Origin of the sequence: Cloacibacillus evryensis DSM 19522, from assembly GCF_000585335.1 — a bacterium.
GTDB classification, from domain to species: domain Bacteria; phylum Synergistota; class Synergistia; order Synergistales; family Synergistaceae; genus Cloacibacillus; species Cloacibacillus evryensis.
The window spans coordinates 1,859,524-1,876,730 of the sequence record NZ_KK073872.1 but is presented as its reverse complement, the minus strand read 5'-3'; the positions used below and the strand labels follow the sequence as shown (position 1 = coordinate 1,876,730).

Annotated in this window: 13 protein-coding genes; 4 read left to right on the top strand and 9 right to left on the bottom strand. The window is 57.4% G+C overall.

Going from position 1 to position 17,207, the window contains the following annotated elements; all coding sequences use genetic code 11:
* Positions 1-14: 14 nt before the first annotated feature.
* The 3 genes from CLOEV_RS08375 (at position 15) to CLOEV_RS08365 (ending at position 5,292) form a co-directional block, all read left to right on the top strand.
* Complete coding sequence (locus CLOEV_RS08375; RefSeq protein ID WP_034443152.1) at positions 15-1,760, top strand: ABC transporter ATP-binding protein; 1,746 nt, start codon at positions 15-17, stop codon at positions 1,758-1,760.
* Positions 1,750-3,645, top strand: coding sequence for an ABC transporter ATP-binding protein (locus CLOEV_RS08370; RefSeq protein ID WP_034443147.1), 1,896 nt, complete (start codon positions 1,750-1,752; stop codon positions 3,643-3,645). Before CLOEV_RS08375 ends, CLOEV_RS08370 begins: the two co-directional genes overlap by 11 nt.
* A gap of 339 nt (positions 3,646-3,984) precedes the next feature.
* On the top strand, positions 3,985-5,292 hold the full coding sequence (locus CLOEV_RS08365) for a Na+/H+ antiporter family protein (RefSeq protein WP_008711939.1): 1,308 nt from the start codon (positions 3,985-3,987) through the stop codon (positions 5,290-5,292).
* An 81-nt stretch (positions 5,293-5,373) separates the two neighbouring features.
* Here CLOEV_RS08365 and CLOEV_RS08360 read toward each other — a convergent pair whose 3' ends face one another.
* The 9 genes from CLOEV_RS08360 to CLOEV_RS08320 form a co-directional block, all read right to left on the bottom strand.
* Positions 5,374-6,531 carry an ABC transporter substrate-binding protein gene (locus tag CLOEV_RS08360; protein WP_008711938.1) on the bottom strand — a complete coding sequence of 386 codons (1,158 nt, stop codon included), beginning with the start codon at positions 6,529-6,531 and terminating at the stop codon, positions 5,374-5,376.
* A 24-nt stretch (positions 6,532-6,555) separates the two neighbouring features.
* Entirely contained in the window at positions 6,556-7,260 is a 705-nt protein-coding gene (locus tag CLOEV_RS08355; protein ID WP_034443144.1) for an ABC transporter ATP-binding protein, read from the bottom strand.
* Positions 7,241-8,026 carry an ABC transporter ATP-binding protein gene (locus CLOEV_RS08350; RefSeq protein WP_425393603.1) on the bottom strand — a complete coding sequence of 262 codons (786 nt, stop codon included), beginning with the start codon at positions 8,024-8,026 and terminating at the stop codon, positions 7,241-7,243. Before CLOEV_RS08350 ends, CLOEV_RS08355 begins: the two co-directional genes overlap by 20 nt.
* Positions 8,010-8,912, bottom strand: a complete 903-nt coding sequence (locus tag CLOEV_RS08345; RefSeq protein ID WP_034443137.1) for a branched-chain amino acid ABC transporter permease — start codon at positions 8,910-8,912, stop codon at positions 8,010-8,012. The genes CLOEV_RS08350 and CLOEV_RS08345 overlap by 17 nt, the downstream gene beginning before the upstream one ends.
* A gap of 11 nt (positions 8,913-8,923) precedes the next feature.
* Complete coding sequence (locus CLOEV_RS08340; RefSeq protein WP_051484989.1) at positions 8,924-9,787, bottom strand: branched-chain amino acid ABC transporter permease; 864 nt, start codon at positions 9,785-9,787, stop codon at positions 8,924-8,926.
* Positions 9,788-9,963: 176 nt separating this feature from the next.
* Positions 9,964-10,767, bottom strand: coding sequence for a gluconate 5-dehydrogenase (locus tag CLOEV_RS08335; RefSeq protein ID WP_034443133.1), 804 nt, complete (start codon positions 10,765-10,767; stop codon positions 9,964-9,966).
* 35 nt (positions 10,768-10,802) lie between these two features.
* Positions 10,803-11,096 (bottom strand): YciI family protein, encoded by a 294-nt coding sequence (locus CLOEV_RS08330; protein WP_008711926.1) that lies wholly within the window; start codon positions 11,094-11,096, stop codon positions 10,803-10,805.
* Between the two features lie 36 nt (positions 11,097-11,132).
* Positions 11,133-11,810: a class I SAM-dependent methyltransferase gene (locus CLOEV_RS08325; protein ID WP_034443129.1), complete on the bottom strand. Its 678-nt coding sequence runs from the start codon at positions 11,808-11,810 to the stop codon at positions 11,133-11,135.
* A gap of 135 nt (positions 11,811-11,945) precedes the next feature.
* Positions 11,946-13,964, bottom strand: a complete 2,019-nt coding sequence (locus CLOEV_RS08320) for a urocanate hydratase (RefSeq protein ID WP_034445609.1) — start codon at positions 13,962-13,964, stop codon at positions 11,946-11,948.
* A 241-nt stretch (positions 13,965-14,205) separates the two neighbouring features.
* Here CLOEV_RS08320 and CLOEV_RS08315 point away from each other — a divergent pair, with 241 nt between their 5' ends.
* Positions 14,206-17,190, top strand: coding sequence for an ATP-binding protein (locus tag CLOEV_RS08315; RefSeq protein WP_034443127.1), 2,985 nt, complete (start codon positions 14,206-14,208; stop codon positions 17,188-17,190).
* Positions 17,191-17,207 lie beyond the last annotated feature (17 nt).

Here is a 17,207-nt window from a genome sequence, read left to right as displayed (position 1 = left end):
GAACATCAGTATTTATGATCAGGGAACTTGCCAAAAGTATCAGGGAGTACAAGAGGTTATCGATCGTCACGCCTATCCTCGTCTCCCTGGAGGTTGCGATGGAATGTATCATTCCATTTGTCATCGCGATATTGATCAATAAGATCAAGAATGGCTGCGATATCGGTGAGGTCATCCTTTGCGGCGCCGCCTTGGGCGCCTGCTCCGTATTGTCGCTGTTTTTCGGCGCCGCAGCCGGAGCCGCCTGCGCCACTGCCTCCTGCGGCCTTGCCCGCAACCTCCGCAAGGATATGTTTTACAGCATTCAGAGATACTCATTTGAAAACATCGATAAATTTATGGCCTCTTCACTGGTCACGCGCATGACCACGGATGTCACCAATGTGCAGAATGCCTACATGATGCTCATCCGCATGGCCATCCGTTCGCCGCTGATGCTCATATTCGCCTTTGTGATGGCCTTCGTGATGGGCGGGCGAATGGCGTGGATATTCCTTTTTGCCGTTCCCCTTCTTGCCTTTGGACTGGTGCTTGTCATCCGCAAAACAATGCCGCTCTTCAAAAAGGTCTTTAAAAAATATGACAAGCTGAACAGTTCGATCCAGGAGAATGTGAAAGGCATCCGCGTCGTAAAATCATTCGTAAGGGAGGAGTACGAACTCGAAAAATTTACCGCGGCGGCAGAGGATGTCTGCCGCGATTTCACGAAGGCGGAACTGATCCTGGCGCTGAACGGTCCGCTGATGCAGTTCTGCATGTACGCCGTCATGATATTCGTCCTTCTGTTCGGTTCGCGTACGATCATCGTCACCCGTGCGGCCGGGCTTGATGTTGGGCAGTTTTCCGCGCTGCTTACCTATAGCTTTATGATGCTGAATAGCCTGATGATGTTATCTATGGTTTTTGTGATGATCGTCATGGCGGACGAGTCGGGAAAACGCATCGTGGAGGTCCTCACGGAAAAAAGCTCGCTTGAAAATCCGAAAGCCCCTTTGTACGGCGTGGCCGACGGATCGGTCTCTTTCGAAGGAGTCAGCTTTAAATATTCTTCTGAAGCGAAGCGCATGGCCCTTTCAAATATTGACCTGCGGATCGGTTCGGGGGAGACAGTCGGCATCATCGGCGGCACCGGTTCCTCCAAATCTACGCTGATCCAGCTGATCCCGCGGCTTTACGACGCTACTGAGGGCGTCGTAAAGGTCGGCGGAGCGGACGTAAGGAGCTACGATCTTGAAACGCTGCGTAATCAGGTTGCGGTCGTGCTGCAGAAGAATGTTCTTTTCTCCGGTACCGTCAAAGAAAACCTGCTCTGGGGAGGCAAGGAAGCGACCGACGAGGAAATAAAGGCCGCCTGCCGGATGGCCTGCGCGGACGAATTTATCGCGCGGCTGCCGCGCGGTTACGACACGCATATCGAACAGGGCGGGACCAACGTTTCCGGCGGGCAAAAACAGCGCCTGTGCATCGCGAGGGCGCTGCTGAAAAAGCCCAAAATACTGATACTTGACGATTCCACCAGCGCCGTCGATACCAGGACCGACGCGGCGATCAGGAAGGCATTGCGGGAGTATATGCCGGAAACGACGAAGATCATCATCGCGCAGCGCATCACTTCCGTGCAGGATGCCGACAGGATCATCGTCATGGACCGCGGTTCCATCAGTGCCGCGGGGACTCATGCCGAGCTCCTGGCGGAGAATGATATCTATCGCGACATCTATAATTTTCAGAACAGGGCCGGTGATACGGATGAAGAATAACGGCGTTAACTGGCGGACCGCCGCGCGCCTGCTGAAAACGATGCGGGATTTCTATCCGCTCATGCTGCCGGCCGCGGCAGTCTGCATCGCGGCCAGCGCGGCGGTGGGCGCCCTGCCCGCCGTCTTTATGCAGAAAGCTATCGCCATCGTGGAGGGAAGCTGGGAAAGCGGGGACTGGAACGCCGCCGGAGCAGGGATACTTAGGATCGTCGCCGTTCTTATAGTGCTCTATGCAATCTCTCTGGCCGCCTCCTTCACATTCAGCCGGATGATGGCCGTCATGACACAGGGGACGCTGAAAAAGCTGCGCGTAAGGATGTTTGGCGACATGCAGAGTCTTCCCGTCCAATACTTTGACGCCAATGACCACGGCGACATCATGAGCCGTTACACGAACGATATTGACACGCTGCGCCAAATGATCTCTCAGAGCTTCCCGCAGCTGCTCGTCTCTTCGGTCACAGTCGCGACGGTCCTTGCGATAATGCTCTACTACTGCCTGTGGCTGACGCTGGTGGTGCTGCTGGGAACGCTGGTCATGTACTTCGTCACGAAGAAGGTCGGCGGAGGTTCCGCGAGGCACTTCTTCCGGCAGCAGACCGCTCTTGGCAGGGTCGAGGGACTGACGGAAGAGATCATGAACGGGCAGAAGGTCGTTAAAGTCTTCTGCCACGAGGAAGAAAGCAAAGCCGATTTTGACAGGCTGAACGACGAACTGTTTACGGAATCGGAACGCGCCAATAGGTACGCCAACATTCTTGGCCCGATCCTCAACAACATCGGCAACATCCTCTATGTCGCCGTCGCACTGACCGGAGGCGCCCTGCTCATTTTCAACGCGCCGAACGTCAGCTTCTCCGGGTTGGCCCTGAGCATCAGCATCGTAGTGCCCTTTCTCAACATGACCAAACAGTTCGTCGGCAACATCAACCAGGTAACGCATCAGATCAACGCCGTCGTTGCGGGGCTCGCGGGCGCCAGACGTATCTTTGAGATGATGGATGAACGCCCGGAGCCGGACGGCGGCTGCGTGACGCTCGTCAACGTCCGCGAAGGGGGAGACGGCGGGCTCACGGAATGCGGCGGACGCACCGGCGTCTGGGCGTGGAGATCTCCCGGCGCGGCTGGCGGAAGATCCTCCTATACCAAGCTGACCGGCGACATACGTCTCTCGGAGGTGGATTTTGAATATGAAAAGGGAAAAAAGATACTGCACGGTATCACGCTCTGCGCGAAACCGGGGCAGAAGGTGGCTTTCGTCGGCGCTACCGGCGCGGGTAAAACCACCATCACGAATCTGCTCAACCGCTTTTACGATATTGCCGACGGCACTATCAGTTACGACGGAATAGACATAGGCAGGATCAGAAAAAGCGACCTTCGGCGCGCGGTGGGCGTCGTTCTGCAGGATACCAGCCTCTTTACCGGGACAGTCATGGACAACATCCGTTACGGAAGGCTTGACGCCGCTGACGGAGAATGCGCCGCCGCGGCCAGGCTGGCCGGCGCGGACGATTTTATCACGCGTCTGCCTGATGGTTACCGGACGACGCTCTTCGGCAACGGCGCCAACCTTTCGCAGGGGCAGCGTCAGCTGATCTCCATCGCCAGGGCCGCCGTCGCCGATCCGCCCGTGATGATACTTGACGAGGCTACCTCCTCCATTGACACCAGGACGGAGGCCATCGTCCAGCGCGGCATGGACGCGCTGATGGAGGGGAGGACCGTTTTCGTCATCGCGCACCGGCTCTCCACGGTAAAAAACGCCGACGTTATCATCGTGCTGGAGCATGGACGGATCATAGAACGCGGCAGCCACGAAGAGCTGCTCGCGCAGAAGGGGCAGTATTATCGGCTTTACACCGGAGCTTTTGAACTGGAATGACGCTTTGCGTACTGACGCCGAACCGCTATGACACGAGGACTGCCCTATGCCTCGCCTATCATGGGGCGCAACATCAATTTATTTGATTAAAGCGTTCTTATATTAATATACTTACTATAAATAAAAGTGTCAAAAATTATATATACATAGCTTAAAAATTTTATAGTTAGAAAGTAAATTATATATGCGATTATAGTTTTTATTTACGGTATATATGAGGTCATTAGTATTTTAATAAAAAGTAAAATGTAATATAGACTTATATAAATTATTGAGGTATATTATTCAGGCCGGCAAGGATATATATCAATGCAAATCAAACAAACAGGAGGAAACCTGATGATTTTAATGAACCCAGTAGTTATTTCTGTCATTGTGATGATCGCGCTCTGCCTATTGAACCTCAACATTGTACTTGCTCTTCTCATCGCGGCGCTGGTTGCGGGGCTCAGCGCGGGGATGAATATCTCCGACACGATGGGGACTCTAATCAGCGGTATGGGCGGCAACGCCGAGACCGCGCTCGCCTATTTTCTGCTCGGGACCTTCGCTGTCGCGATAGGGCAGACCGGCATCGCCTCGATCGCCTGCAAGAAGATAGCGAAAGTCGTTAAGGGGAGAAAGTACATTCTTCTCTATATCCTGGTGGTCATCGCCTGTATGTCACAGAACCTTGTTCCCGTCCATATCGCGTTTATTCCGATCCTCATACCGCCCCTGCTTCTGCTCTTCAACGAACTTAAAATGGACCGCCGCGCGGCGGCCTGCGCGCTCACCTTCGGCCTCAAAGCACCATACATCGCGCTTCCCGTCGGCTTCGGGCTCATCTTCCACGGAATAGTCTCCAGCGAGATGGGACGCAACGGAATGGAGATCGCAAAGGCCGGAGTCTTCCATTATACGTGGATAATCGGAGCGGGTATGATTGCCGGGCTTCTCATCGCGCTCCACATTTCCTACCGGAAGCCGCGCATCTATGAGAACAAGCCGATCATCGGCGCCAATATGGACCTGCCGGAGGAGAAATTCACGCGGACGCACGTTCTTGCCTTCCTCGCCATCATCGTGGCCTTTGCCGCGCAGCTCATGACGGGCTCTTTGCCTCTCGGCGCCCTCGCCGCCATCATCGTGATGATACTTACGCGCACTATCGAATGGAAGGATATCGACAGCACCTTTATGGGCGGCCTTGAGATAATGGGACTTATCGCCTTCGTCATGCTTATCGCGGCGGGCTACGGAAATGTCCTGCGTGAAACGAAATCCGTTGACACTCTCGTATCAAGCGTCGTCGGCGTTGTCGGCGGCAGCCGCTTCTGGGGCGCTTTCCTCATGCTCGCGGTCGGTCTTCTCGTGACTATGGGCATCGGCACCTCGTTCGGCACGATCCCCGTCATCGCCGCGATCTATTGCCCGCTTGCGGCGCAGCTAGGTTTCTCCATCGGCGCCACCACCTGCCTGATCGCGGCCGCCGCGGCTCTCGGCGACGCCGGTTCTCCGGCCTCCGATTCGACGCTAGGCCCTACCTCGGGACTGAACGCCGACGGCCAGCATAATCATATCTGGGATACCTGTGTGCCGACCTTCCTGCACTACAATATCCCGATATTCATTGCCGCGATGATCGGAGCGCTCGTCATTTACTAAGAATCAAATTTTGTTGCTGGATACAAAATTCCCGCACGGATGTCTGAATATCCGCGCGGGAATTTTTTTGACTGAGGTTTCTTATTTGCCTGGCGTGATGATCTCTTTATCGGTCACTACTCCATAGTAACGGAACTTTCCGTCCTTCACTATCTGTATCTGCACCGGTTTGACGACTTCGCCCTCGGGCGTGAAGCCGCTGATCACTCCCGTGAGGCCGTTATAGTTTTTCGTCGCCGCGAGCGCCTTTGCCACCGCGGGGCCGTCCGTGGTCTTGGCCTGCTTGATGGCGTTCACTAGCAGCATGAAGGCGTCGTAGGCCGACGCTCCGACCATGTCAGGTTCTATCTTGTGCAGCTTGCGGTATGTGGCGAGGAATTCCTGCACCTCTTTGCGTTTGTCGTCGCGGTTGAGGTTTGTCACGATGATGAGCCCTTCGGAAGCTTTGCCCGCTATCTCGGTGGTCTTCGGGGAATCGGCGCCCTCTTCTCCGATGAACTGCACTTTGATGCCCATCTCCTGTGCCTGTTTCATCGCCGGTCCCACCTGGAAGTAGTAGCCGCTGAAGAATACGACGTCAGGATTGGCCGCCTTCATCTTTGAAAGGTAGGGTTTGAAATCCTTTTCACTCATCGGATACTTCTGCTGAGAGACGATCTTTGCCTCGGGGTGCTTAGCGAGGTACGCGTCAAAGCCCTGGGCGAGGGTCGTGCCAAAGTCGTTGTCGCTGACGATGAGGGCGATCTTTTTCGCCTTGAGGAGCTTCACCGCCGTGTACGCCGCGCCCTTGCCCTCAACCGTTCCGAGGAAGCCGTTGCGGAAGGTGTAGTCGCCCTTTGTTATGTCAGGGTGCAGGGCGTACGCCGAGACGAGCGGTATCTCTTCGTCATTGAATATCGTGGAGACCGCTCTTGTCGGAAGGCTGTAGGAGCCCGCGACAAAGGCGGCGACGCCGTCCTGGCCGATGAGCTTGTTGGCCAGCGGCACGGACTGTTTCGGGTCGGCGGCGTCGTCGTAGCAGACGAGTTCGACCTTTTTACCCAGCAATCCGCCCTCTTTGTTCACCTTGTCAACAGCGATCTTTACGGACTCGTAAACGCTGAAACCGTCAGCCGCGGCGAAGCCGGTGAGAGGGGCGAGCATGCCGATCTTGATCGTGTCAGCCGCCATCGCGCCGCCGGTCAAGACGACGAGCGCGAGAGCGAGCGCCGCAATTAAAACGCTAAAACTTTTTTTCATGATACAGAACACCTCCGGTATATTTTATGCGCCTAAATACGCCTCTCTCACCCGCTTGTCGGCGAGGAGTTCGGCGCTTGAACCCGATATGTTTATACGTCCGGTCTCCAGCACATATCCTCTGTCGGAGATGCGCAGGGAGGCGAGGGCGTTTTGTTCAACGAGCAGGATCGTTATATTTTTGTCCCGGTTAAGCGAGCGCAGCACCTTGAAGACCTGCTCCGTCAGCTTCGGCATCAACCCCATGGAGACCTCGTCCACAAAGAGCAGCTTAGGTTCGGATACCAGGGCGCGGGCGATCGCGAGCTGCTGCTGTTCGCCGCCGGAGAGGGTGCTCGCGAGCTGCGTGCTTCGTTCTTTTAATATGGGAAATAATTCATAGATCATCGCAAGTTTTCCCGCAAGCTTCGACTGCATCCCGTAGACGCCCATTTTGAGATTCTCATAGACGGAAAGCTGCGGGAAACAGCGCGCCCTTTCGGGGACTATCTTTATCCCCATCGCCGACCTCTTGTGCGCCGGCAGGCTTGTTATGTCCCGGCCCTCAAAGATTATTTTGCCGGCGCGCAGGGGCTGAAGCCCCATCAGCGCGCGCAGCGTCGTAGTTTTGCCCGCGCCGTTCGCGCCGATTATCGAAACAAGTTCGCCCTGCGCGACCTCAAAACTTATGCCGTGCACCGCCTCGATGTCGCCGTAGGCGACGCGCATGTCACTTACGCTCAGCAGCATCGGCGCAGTCCCCCTTTCCAAGATATGCCTCGATTACGGCCGGATCGGCGCTTATCTCGGCGGGCAGGCCCTCCGCGAGTTTGCGTCCGTGGTCGAGCACCACTATTCGGTCGGACAGCCCCATCGCCACGCGCATGTTGTGTTCGATAAAGAGCACTGAGACGCCGTCCTCACGTATCCCCATTATCAGTTCTTCCGTGGCCTTTATCTCCTCATGCCTTAGGCCGGAGAAGCATTCGTCGAGAAGAAGCAGCTTCGGTTCGAGCGCGAGCGCTCTGGCTATCTCCAGCTTGCGCAGATTGCCGAGCGGCAGCAGCGCGGCCTTGATAAGGGCTTTGTCAGCCAGTCCGACCCTCCGTAGGATGTCCGTCGCCTGCAGGCGGCTCTCCTCCGTGTTCCAGAATTTCCACGAAAGACGGAAGCTGCCGTATTTCATCATTCCGAGGGCGACGATCACATTGTCCAGAACCGACAGCCCGCTGAATGGTTTTACCACCTGAAAGGTCCTGCCGACGCCGAGCGCCGCCATCCTGTACGGAGGGAGTCCGTTTGTCTTCATGCCGTTCAGAAGTATCTCTCCATCCGTTGGTTTATAGACTCCGGATATCATGTTGAAGCAGGTGGTCTTTCCGGCTCCGTTCGGCCCCAGCAGGCCGAGTATCTCGCCTCGCTTTATCTCAAAGCTCACGCTGTCCACCGCTTTCAGGCCGCCGAAGTTTATTGACAGGTTTTTTACCTCGAGGATGATCTCACTCAACCTTGGCACCTCCCTTCGCCCCCTTCTTTCCTGACGTCAGGTTCTTTATGGACATTACCGTTGAACCGCCGAGGATGCCGCCTGGCATGAATCGTATCATCAGCAGGAGAAGCATGGCGTAGAGGAACATTCGATAGTTGACCAGGGGTCTGAATACCTCCGGCAGCACTCCCAGGATGACGGCTCCCACCAACGGCCCCCAGAAGGTGCCGAGGCCGCCGGCGACGACGATCGAAAGCAGTGTGACGGAGAAGGGAAAGGTGAACGAGTCGGCGCTTATGAAACGCATATAATGCGCGTAAAGCACGCCGGAGAGTCCCGCGAGCGCCGTGCCGAGGACGAAGGCCGTCAGTTTCGCGCGCACGGGCGAGACTCCCATGCTGGAGGCCGCCATCTCGTCCTCACGCACCGCGAAGCAGGAAAGTCCGCTCCACGACCGGGTGAAGAACCGGCAGGCCGCCATCGTGACCACAAGAAAAGCAAGGCAGAGCGCGAAATAACCCGGAGCCTTCAGCGCCGTGCCGAAGAACCTCGCGCGCGGGATGCCGCCGATGCCGAGCGCGCCGCCGAGCGCGGGGGTGTACTGAAATATCGCCACCACGATAAAGTTTATGCCGATCGTCGTGATAGCGAGGAAGTCTTCTTTCACGCGCAGGCTTGGCAGTCCGCAGAGCAGCCCGACGGCCGCGACAATGAGCACCGAGACCGGCAGCGACTGCCAGAAGCTGAATCCCGCGGCGGTGGTCAGCATCGCGGCGGAGTAGGCGCCGATGCCGACGAAGGCGGCATGGCCGAGCGAGATCTGTCCCGCGTTGCCGACGATGACGTTAAGCCCGTAGGCCGCGATCGCCTGGATTATTATCTGCGTTGCCACGTTCAGTATGTAGCTTTCCATAACGCGGCCCCTTACCGTTTGCCGAGGAGCCCGGTGGGCTTCCACATGAGGATGATTATCATCGCGATGAAAGCCAGCGCGTCGCGCGGCATCGGGATGTTGGCGTAGCCGATGAGGAAGGTCTCGCCGAGGCCGAGCAGCAGCGAAGCGAGCACCGCGCCGGGCACCGAGCCCATGCCTCCCACAACGATGAGCGCCAGAGTCTTGTAGGCTGGGACTTCGCCCATCATCGGATAGACCTGATTATAATAAATGCCCATCAGAATGCCGGCGATCGCCGCGATCGCGGAGCCGATGACGAAAGTCAGAGCCACCGTGCGCTGGGTGTTGACGCCAAGCGAGGCCGCCGTCTCCATATCCTGCGCGACCGCCCGCATGGCAAGCCCCAGCTCGGTCTTAGTCATCAGCAGCCAGAGCGCGATGAGGATCACCACGGTGAGGCAGTAGACGGCCATGAGCGTGGACGAGATCGTTACGCCGCAGACCACGGCAGAGGGAAAAGGGAGCGCGGCGGAAAAGGTGCGCACCTCCGGCCCCGCGACAAGCCGGCAAAGCTCTTCGATCGCGATAAGCAGCGCGATGCTGCTTATAAGCGGCACGTATGGAGGATATTTCAGCAGCGGGTAATAGATATAGCGCTCTATGAGCACTCCGAGGAGCGAGCAGAAAGCCATGCTCACGATCACTGCGATCAGCACGCTGCCCGTCGAGAGGAAGATATAGAGCCCCATGTAAGCTCCGGCTGTATAGACTGAGGCGTGCGCGACGTGGAGTATCTTCATGACCCCATAGATGAGAGCGAGGCCAAGCGTTATGAGAGCGTACATCGCCCCCGCCCCCAAACCGTTCAGAAACTGTTCGATAAACAATTCCATATGCAAAACATCCCCTCATAAGAAGGATTAGGTGATGTATATATTTTAAGCCTCGTATTTATAAATGTAAACTGATTAAATGTCTAATTAACTTAATTTTATAAATTAAAAATAACGATTCTAAAATTTCTGAAACATGTTCTAATTAACACCATGTTCTTTATGCCAGCGGTTATTCAGCAGCTTCGTCCTAGGTATGACAGAAAGCCGCCGTCTACATACAATATTTGACCGTTTACAAAATCCGAGGCTTTGGAGGCCAGAAAGACGACCGGTCCGACCAGATCTCCCGCCGCGTCGCCCCAGCGTCCCGCGGGGGTTTGGGCGCGGATGAAGCGGTCGAAGGGATTTATCGTACCGTCCGGCATCTTTTCTCGCAGCGACTCGTTCAGCGCGGTCGCCATGTAGCCGGGGCCGATGCCGTTGCACTGGATGTTGCAGCCGCCATATTCCGCGGCAATATTTTTTGTGAGCATCTTCAGGCCGCCCTTCGCGGAGGCGTATGCCGCCGCGGTCTCCCTGCCGACTTCGCTCATGATGCCGCAGACATTGATTATCTTTCCGCCGCCCCTTTTGATCATTAGCGGGATAATGGACTTTGCGGCGATAAAGGGGCCTGTGAGGTCCGTATCGACTACCCGGCGGAACTCCTCCGCACTCATCTCCGTCATCGGCGTGCGGTTGATTATTCCGGCGTTATTGACGAGAATATCTATCGCGCCGTATTCGCCGCAAAGATTGGAGAAAAGCGCCGCGACAGCCTCTTCATCGGTGACGTCGCACGGATATCCCCGTGCTTCGACGCCCCTGCGCCGGTAGGCCGTCAGGCCTTCGGCGACGGACTTTTCGCTCCTCGCGTTAAAAAATACCGCCGCGCCCGCCTCGGCGAGCCCGCAGGCCATCGCGAAGCCGAGGCCGCGCGCTCCGCCCGTGACAAAGGCGTTTTTGCCCTCAAGTGAGAATAGCTTTCCGCCGTTCATCTTTCGCGCCTCCTTTATAAGGAAAAGTTACTGTCCTATGCCCTCTCGGCGAATATGGCAAAGGCCTCGTCGTATTTTGTCGGGATGATCTCGCAGACCTCGCATTCCGTTACGCCGTTTATTCTGAAGGGATCCTCCGCGAGTATGGCATCCAGCTCGGCTCTTTCATCTACGCTGAAAAGTATCGCGCCGCCGGTGCGCGGATTCCGGCGTCCGGAGAAGATGATCTTCTTACGCGCGTAATACCTGTCGAGAAAGGCGGAGTGCGCCGGCAGCCAGCGGTCCACCTCTTCGATATCCTTGACATATTTTGTGATGACTATGAACATGGCGAAGCCCCTCCTTCACGATGTATCACTTGGATATTATTTTTTGATCACCAGAAACAGGCTTGAATCATCCACCTCAAATATTTGCCATTCGCATCCCGTTGAACGCCCGATCTCTTCAAGAGTTCCGCGCGGGTGCGCCGTCGCGCGGAAGCCGTCTTTGCAGACGATGACGCCGTCTTTCGTCTTTTTCATATCCAATTCGCCCAGCAGGCCTTTGGCGGCCTGTTCCTTGAACCACGCGACCCTCTGTTCCCAGAATTTCGGATGATATGTGCTGAAATAGGCGGTACCTCCCGCTTTCAATACCTTCAGCACCTTGGCGGCGAAAGCCTCCGGCTCGTTCGCCCTTACCGCGGAGAGACCGTTCTGTAGACATAACGCGGCGTCAAACTGCCCGGGCATATCAAGGCGGTGCGCGTCCATGACCAGGAGTCCGGCGTTCTTCGTATTCTTGAGGTATTCCTTGCCGTAGGCGACGTTTTTCTCCGAAATATCGATGCCGGTCACGCTTTTGACGCCAGACGCGATCTCCCTCATGATCCGGCCATATCCGGCGGCAATTTCAAGGACGCAGTCACTCTTTTTCAGACGGCTCCGCACGAAGTCTATCTCTCTCTGCAGGTATTCGGCGACGCGCGGCAGCTTCGTCTCGTATACCTGGCGCAGCCTCTCCGCGTTGAGTCTCTCCGCATAATAGTTTAGATTTGCCACGCTGCCGCCTCACTTTCCTGAAAGCTATTTTTTATCGCCGCCGCCTGTCCTCAACGCCTCTGTTGGAACCGGCGCGCCGCGATATAAGATGCGGGGACGGGCGCCGTTACGGAGCCCCGTCCCCGTCAGAAAGTATTACCGTTTTGCCACAAGTTCGGTGAGGAACTTTTCGTCCGCGAGATAGGGCAGAGTGATGTGCTGCCCGGTGCGGCCGCCGTTGAAGGCCGCCGAGACTTCGAGCGCGCCGTCGTTCCGTGCCCAGGCGCGCCTTGCCACGCCGCTCATCACGTCCCAGTTCATCGCGCTCCTGATCGTTTCGTCGACGCGGTAAGAGCCGTCAAGCACGAGGCCGAAGCCTCCGTTGATCGATCTGCCTATACCCACGCCGCCGCCGTTGTGCAGCGCCACGAGGCTCATGCCGCGCGCCGCGTTTCCCGCGTAGCATAACGTCGCCATGTCGGCCATGATGTTGCTGCCGTCCTTGATGTTTGCCGTCTCGCGGTAGGGTGAGTCGGTGCCGGAGACGTCGTGATGGTCGCGCCCGAGCATCACCGGGCCGATCTCTCCGTTACGCACCATCTCGTTGAATTTGAGCGCAATGCGGATGCGTCCCTCCGCGTCCTGGTAGAGGATGCGGCACTGGGTGCCGACGACGAGCCGGTTTTTCTCCGCGTCGCGGATCCACGTCCAGTTGTCGCGGTCCTGGAAACGCCGGTTCGGGTCGATGCACTCCATCGCCGCCATGTCGGTCTTGTGCAGGTCCTGCGGCTCTCTCGAGAGGCAGCACCAGCGGAAGGGGCCGTAACCGTAGTCGAAGAGCAGCGGTCCCATGATGTCTTCCACATAGCTTGGGAAGATGAAGCCGTCATGGGTATCGGCGCCGTTCTTCGCCACCTCTTTGACGCCAGCGTCGTAGACGGCGCGCAGGAAGGAGTTGCCGTAGTCGAAGAAGTAGCTGCCGCGGTCTACAAGTATCTTTATCAGTTCAAAATGTTTTCTGAGCGTCCTGTCGACGAGCAGGCGGAATTTTTCCGGTTCTTCCTTGAGCAGCCGCGTGCGCTCCTCAAAGGTAATGCCGGCAGGGCAGTATCCGCCGTCATAGGCGGCGTGGCAGCTCGTCTGGTCGGAGAGCAGGTCGATGGCGACGTTATGGTCGACGGCATACTGCAGCAGATCGACGATGTTGCCGTGGAAGGCGATCGAGCTGACTTCGCCGCCGGCTGTCTCTTCCTTCGCCATCTTAAAGGCCTCTTCCGGCGACCCGGCGATCCTTCTGACCCACCCCTGTTCATGGCGCGTTTCGATCCGCGACAGATCCACTTCGGCGGTTATCGATACACAGCCGGCGATGTCCGCCGCCTTGGGCTGCGCGCCGCTCATGCCGCCGAGGCCGGAGGTGACGTAGAGCCTGCCTTTGAGTTCGCCGCCCTGCGCGCCGAACTTGATGCGGCCCGCGTTGAGGATCGTGTTGTAGGTGCCGTGGACGATGCCCTGCGGCCCGATGTACATCCAGCCGCCCGCCGTCATCTGTCCGTAATTCGAGACGCCGAGCTGCATCGCGCGGTGCCACTCCTCCTGATTGTCAAAGAGGCCGACCATCAGGCCGTTGGTGAGCATCACGCGCGGCGCGGTGGGGGATGATTTGAAGAGGCCGAGCGGATGGCCCGATTCAAGGACGAGAGTCTGGTCCGGCGTCAATATCTCAAGATATTTTTTTATCAGGAGATACTGCATCCAGTTCTGGCAGACCTGCCCCGTTTCGCCGTAGGTGACGAGCTCGTAGGGGTAAAGCGCGACGTCGAAGTCAAGGTTGTTGTCGATCATCACCTGAAAGGCCTTGCCCTCGATACAGCCGCTTTTATATTCGCCGATCGGCTTTCCGTATAATTTACCTTCGGGGCGGAAGCGGTAGCCGTAGATACGTCCGCGCGTGCGCAGCTCCTCAAGGAATTCGGGGGCGATCTCCGCGTGGTACTCTTCCGGGATATAGCGCAGCGCGTTCTTCAGCGCGAGCACCGTCTCCTTTTCGTTGAGCGTGTAAACGCGGTTCGGCGCGCGGCGGTACTGCGGATCAAACTCCTTCTTCCGCGGCAGTCCGTCGGGAAATTCCAGCCTGACTTTCATCGCGTCTTCAAGCGACCTGTTGTCCATCATCTTTATGACCTCCTGTAATACCTCCGCGGCAGAGGCGCGGGGATTTTTATTTTGGCTGCTCACAATCTAACCTCTGCGTATAAAATTTGTGTAAAATAGAGGCGCGGGTTTTCCCCGCTTGATTTCGCGGCGAATTGAATTTTTCGCGCTTTTGACAAATTTTTTATATTTATTTGACATCATAAATTAAAAATTTATTCATGGTCGGATAAAATTTGAGGATGGGGGAAAGAGGTTGAGATTGAAGCTGCATCTTCTCGGCGAGGCCTATATCGAGCTGGACGGCGAACGGCTGGCGATGCCCTTTAAAAAGGCGGAGGCCGTCGTCTTTTACCTTGCCGTCGAGGGCCGCCGTTCAAAGGAGCGGGTCAAGTGCCTATTCTGGGGAGACCGCGACGAGCGGCAGGCATCGGGCAACATGCGCAACGCCGTCTATCTGCTGCGGAAGACGCTGCCCCATAATTTTTCCGCCGAGCGCGGATATCTCAACCTTACGGATTTCGAGACCGACCTGGGCGGACTCGACCTCTCCGCCGAGATACCTTCCGTGGTATTCGAGGAGCCTCTTCTCGGTTTTGAGTCGGTGGATTCGGCCGATTTCTGCGAGTGGCTCGCCGGTTCGCGCAAGCGGATCAGAGACGAGGTCTCCGGCCTCCTGCGGACGCGGCTCGCCTCTCTCGGAAGCGAGGGGGCAGAGAGTGAGCGCCGCGGGATACTCTCCGCGCTACTTGAGCTCGATCCCTGCGACGAGGAGAGCATGGCCGGGCTGCTAGAACTTCACATAAAAGAGGGGCAGGCTGTCAAAGCCCTCTCCCTCTGCCGGACCTTTTGCGAAAGGCTGGAGAGGGAGCTGGGCGTGAAACCCGGGCTGCGGCTGCGCCGCCTTGAGCAGGAGCTTCTTGCGGAATCGCCGCGCGGCGGCGGTTCGGGACAATGTTTTTGCTGCCGCGACAGAGAGGTGCGTAAGATCATCGATATGGCGTCCGCTCCGGAGGGGCGTATGCCGCTCTTTTTCATACACGGAGAGGCGGGCGTGGGGAAGACGGCGCTCGTAAATTACGTTACGGAACTCCTGTCGGAGGAGAGGGGCGATGTCTTCTCCGCCTGCCCGATGTCGATCGGCGAAAAATTCCCCTACTCATCGTGGAACAATATTGCCGTGCGCCTTGTCGAGCGTTTCCGGGAGGAAAACATGGCGGTCGATGCGGGGACGCTCTCCGTCCTCTCGCGCCACTTCTACGGCATCTCCGGAGAGGATTGCCGCGGTACCCCGCTCATCCCTGAACGTGACATTTTCGCCGTGGGAAAGGCGCTTGCCGGACTTTCGGCCCGCCTGTACAGGGGCAAGCCGCTCTTTTTCATATTTGAGGATATGCACTGGTTCGACGCGCAGTCGCTTGACCTCTTGCGCGTCTTCCTCCCCGAGCTGCGCGTGCCGGCCGTGATCTTCATGACGAGCCGCCCGGAGAGCGCCGAAGCGATAATCAAGATGATCTATAACATAAAACCCGTCCCCGCGCGGAACTTTATGCAGATGCGCCTCATGCCCTTCACCGGCGAAGAGGTGCTGCGTTTTTGCCGTGCCTTTCTCTCCGACGAGGTGCTGAGGACGAGAGGCGCTGATTACTTCATGCGCGAGAGCGAGGGGATGCCGCTGCTTCTCGCCGAGATGGTGCGGATACTGCGCGGCAACAGCGGCGCCGAGTGCCGGGACGGCCTCAGAGGGCTTATCATGAGCCGGATGGACGAACTTTCGCCGCCGCAGCGCGAAATGCTCTCCGCGCTCTCCGTTTTCGGCGCTCCCGCGTCTGTCGAGGATCTCGCCATGCTCATTGGCGAAGACCCTGGGCTGATAACCGCCGACGCGGAAGAACTGCTGCGGCGGGGACTGATATGCGAAGTGAAGGAAAACGACGACTACTGCGTCGATTTTATCCACGTTAACGTGCGGGAGTGCGTTTACGACGCGATCCCCGGTTTTAAGAGGAAACAGCTGCACCGGCGTATTGCCGAAATATTGAAGCGGCACTATTCGCCCCATATATGGAGCCCCGCGCTCTCCGCGATGCTGCGCCATCATCACAGCATGGCGGGAGAAAAGAGGGCGGTCCTTGAGCAATATCTGCGGGAGATGAGCTTCCATATAAACCTGAACCACATCCTCTTCCCGATGATAAGGGACGCCGTCCTGCTAAAATGCTCGCTGCCCTTCAGCGGCAGGGAGGAGACGGAGGCCAAGTTCGGCAGGATACGCGATATACTCCAGAGCTGCGGAGCCGAGGAGGTCTCCGGAGAATCGGAGCTGCGCCGGCTTGAAGCCTCTTATCTCGAAATGTACGGCGGCTACAAGATCAACTGGGGCGAGTATGAACAGGGACGCCGCTTGACGGACTCCGCGCTGCGGATAGCCGAAGAGGGCGGCTATGACGAGACGGCGATGCACTGCCTTGAGGATATCGCGCACCACTACCTGCAGACCGACAGGAGCGCGGAGCTCGGCGCGGAGGGAAAGAAGATCCTCGCCCTCGCGCGCGGGCTGCGAAAGGAAAACCATGTCGGCCTCGCCCTGAGGCTGATCGGCATGGCGAGCCTGATAGAGGGGGACTATGAGGAGGCGGAAAGGATATTCCGCGAATCGATCAAGGTCTTTGAGGGGCTTGAGCTGACGGGGAAATTTTACACGCTGAACCTTCTCGCGCCCACCTGCTACATCGGAGAGATGCGCCAGTGGCGCGGGGAAAGCTCGTTTGCGCTGACGCGGTTTGAATACTGCATAGAGCGCTGCCGGCGGGCGGGGCTCTTCTGGGGACGCAGCCATTTCTGCGCGCACGCGGCGGACGCCGCGCTCGACCTCGGCGACTGGAAGCTCGCCGCCCGCTACATAGGCGACGGCGTCTCCCTCTTTGAAAGCTCGCGCGGCGGCCATTGCAGCTCTATCCTCTACAGCCTCAAAGCGATATGCGACGCGCGGCGCGGAGATTTTGGGGAGGCTGTGGCCTCTCTTGAAAAGGCCGACTTCCTCTCGGCGATCGGCAAAAAGAGCTGGTGCGCCGCCCAGTTTATGGCAAAGGGCTGGGTGGGCAAACTGGCGGCGGGATCGTCGCCGGCCGTCACAGACTATCTTGACAGACCCTGGGACTATTACGCCGAAGCCGCGGTAAAACTTTATGAGGATTTCGGGGCTGCGCACCGTGCCGAACGCATAAGAAAAGAGCTGGGGCTTTGACGGCAGCCATCTACGCC

Excerpts from the sequence above, each read along its gene's own strand:
- CLOEV_RS08375 (WP_034443152.1), top strand. The coding sequence starts at position 15 with ATGATCAGGGAACTTGCCAAAAGTATCAGGGAGTACAAGAGGTTATCG.
- CLOEV_RS08370 (WP_034443147.1), top strand. The coding sequence starts at position 1,750 with ATGAAGAATAACGGCGTTAACTGGCGGACCGCCGCGCGCCTGCTGAAA.
- CLOEV_RS08365 (WP_008711939.1), top strand. The coding sequence starts at position 3,985 with ATGATTTTAATGAACCCAGTAGTTATTTCTGTCATTGTGATGATCGCG.
- CLOEV_RS08360 (WP_008711938.1), bottom strand. The coding sequence starts at position 6,531 with ATGAAAAAAAGTTTTAGCGTTTTAATTGCGGCGCTCGCTCTCGCGCTC.
- CLOEV_RS08355 (WP_034443144.1), bottom strand. The coding sequence starts at position 7,260 with ATGCTGCTGAGCGTAAGTGACATGCGCGTCGCCTACGGCGACATCGAG.
- CLOEV_RS08345 (WP_034443137.1), bottom strand. The coding sequence starts at position 8,912 with ATGGAAAGCTACATACTGAACGTGGCAACGCAGATAATAATCCAGGCG.
- CLOEV_RS08340 (WP_051484989.1), bottom strand. The coding sequence starts at position 9,787 with ATGGAATTGTTTATCGAACAGTTTCTGAACGGTTTGGGGGCGGGGGCG.
- CLOEV_RS08335 (WP_034443133.1), bottom strand. The coding sequence starts at position 10,767 with ATGAACGGCGGAAAGCTATTCTCACTTGAGGGCAAAAACGCCTTTGTC.
- CLOEV_RS08330 (WP_008711926.1), bottom strand. The coding sequence starts at position 11,096 with ATGTTCATAGTCATCACAAAATATGTCAAGGATATCGAAGAGGTGGAC.
- CLOEV_RS08320 (WP_034445609.1), bottom strand. The coding sequence starts at position 13,964 with ATGATGGACAACAGGTCGCTTGAAGACGCGATGAAAGTCAGGCTGGAA.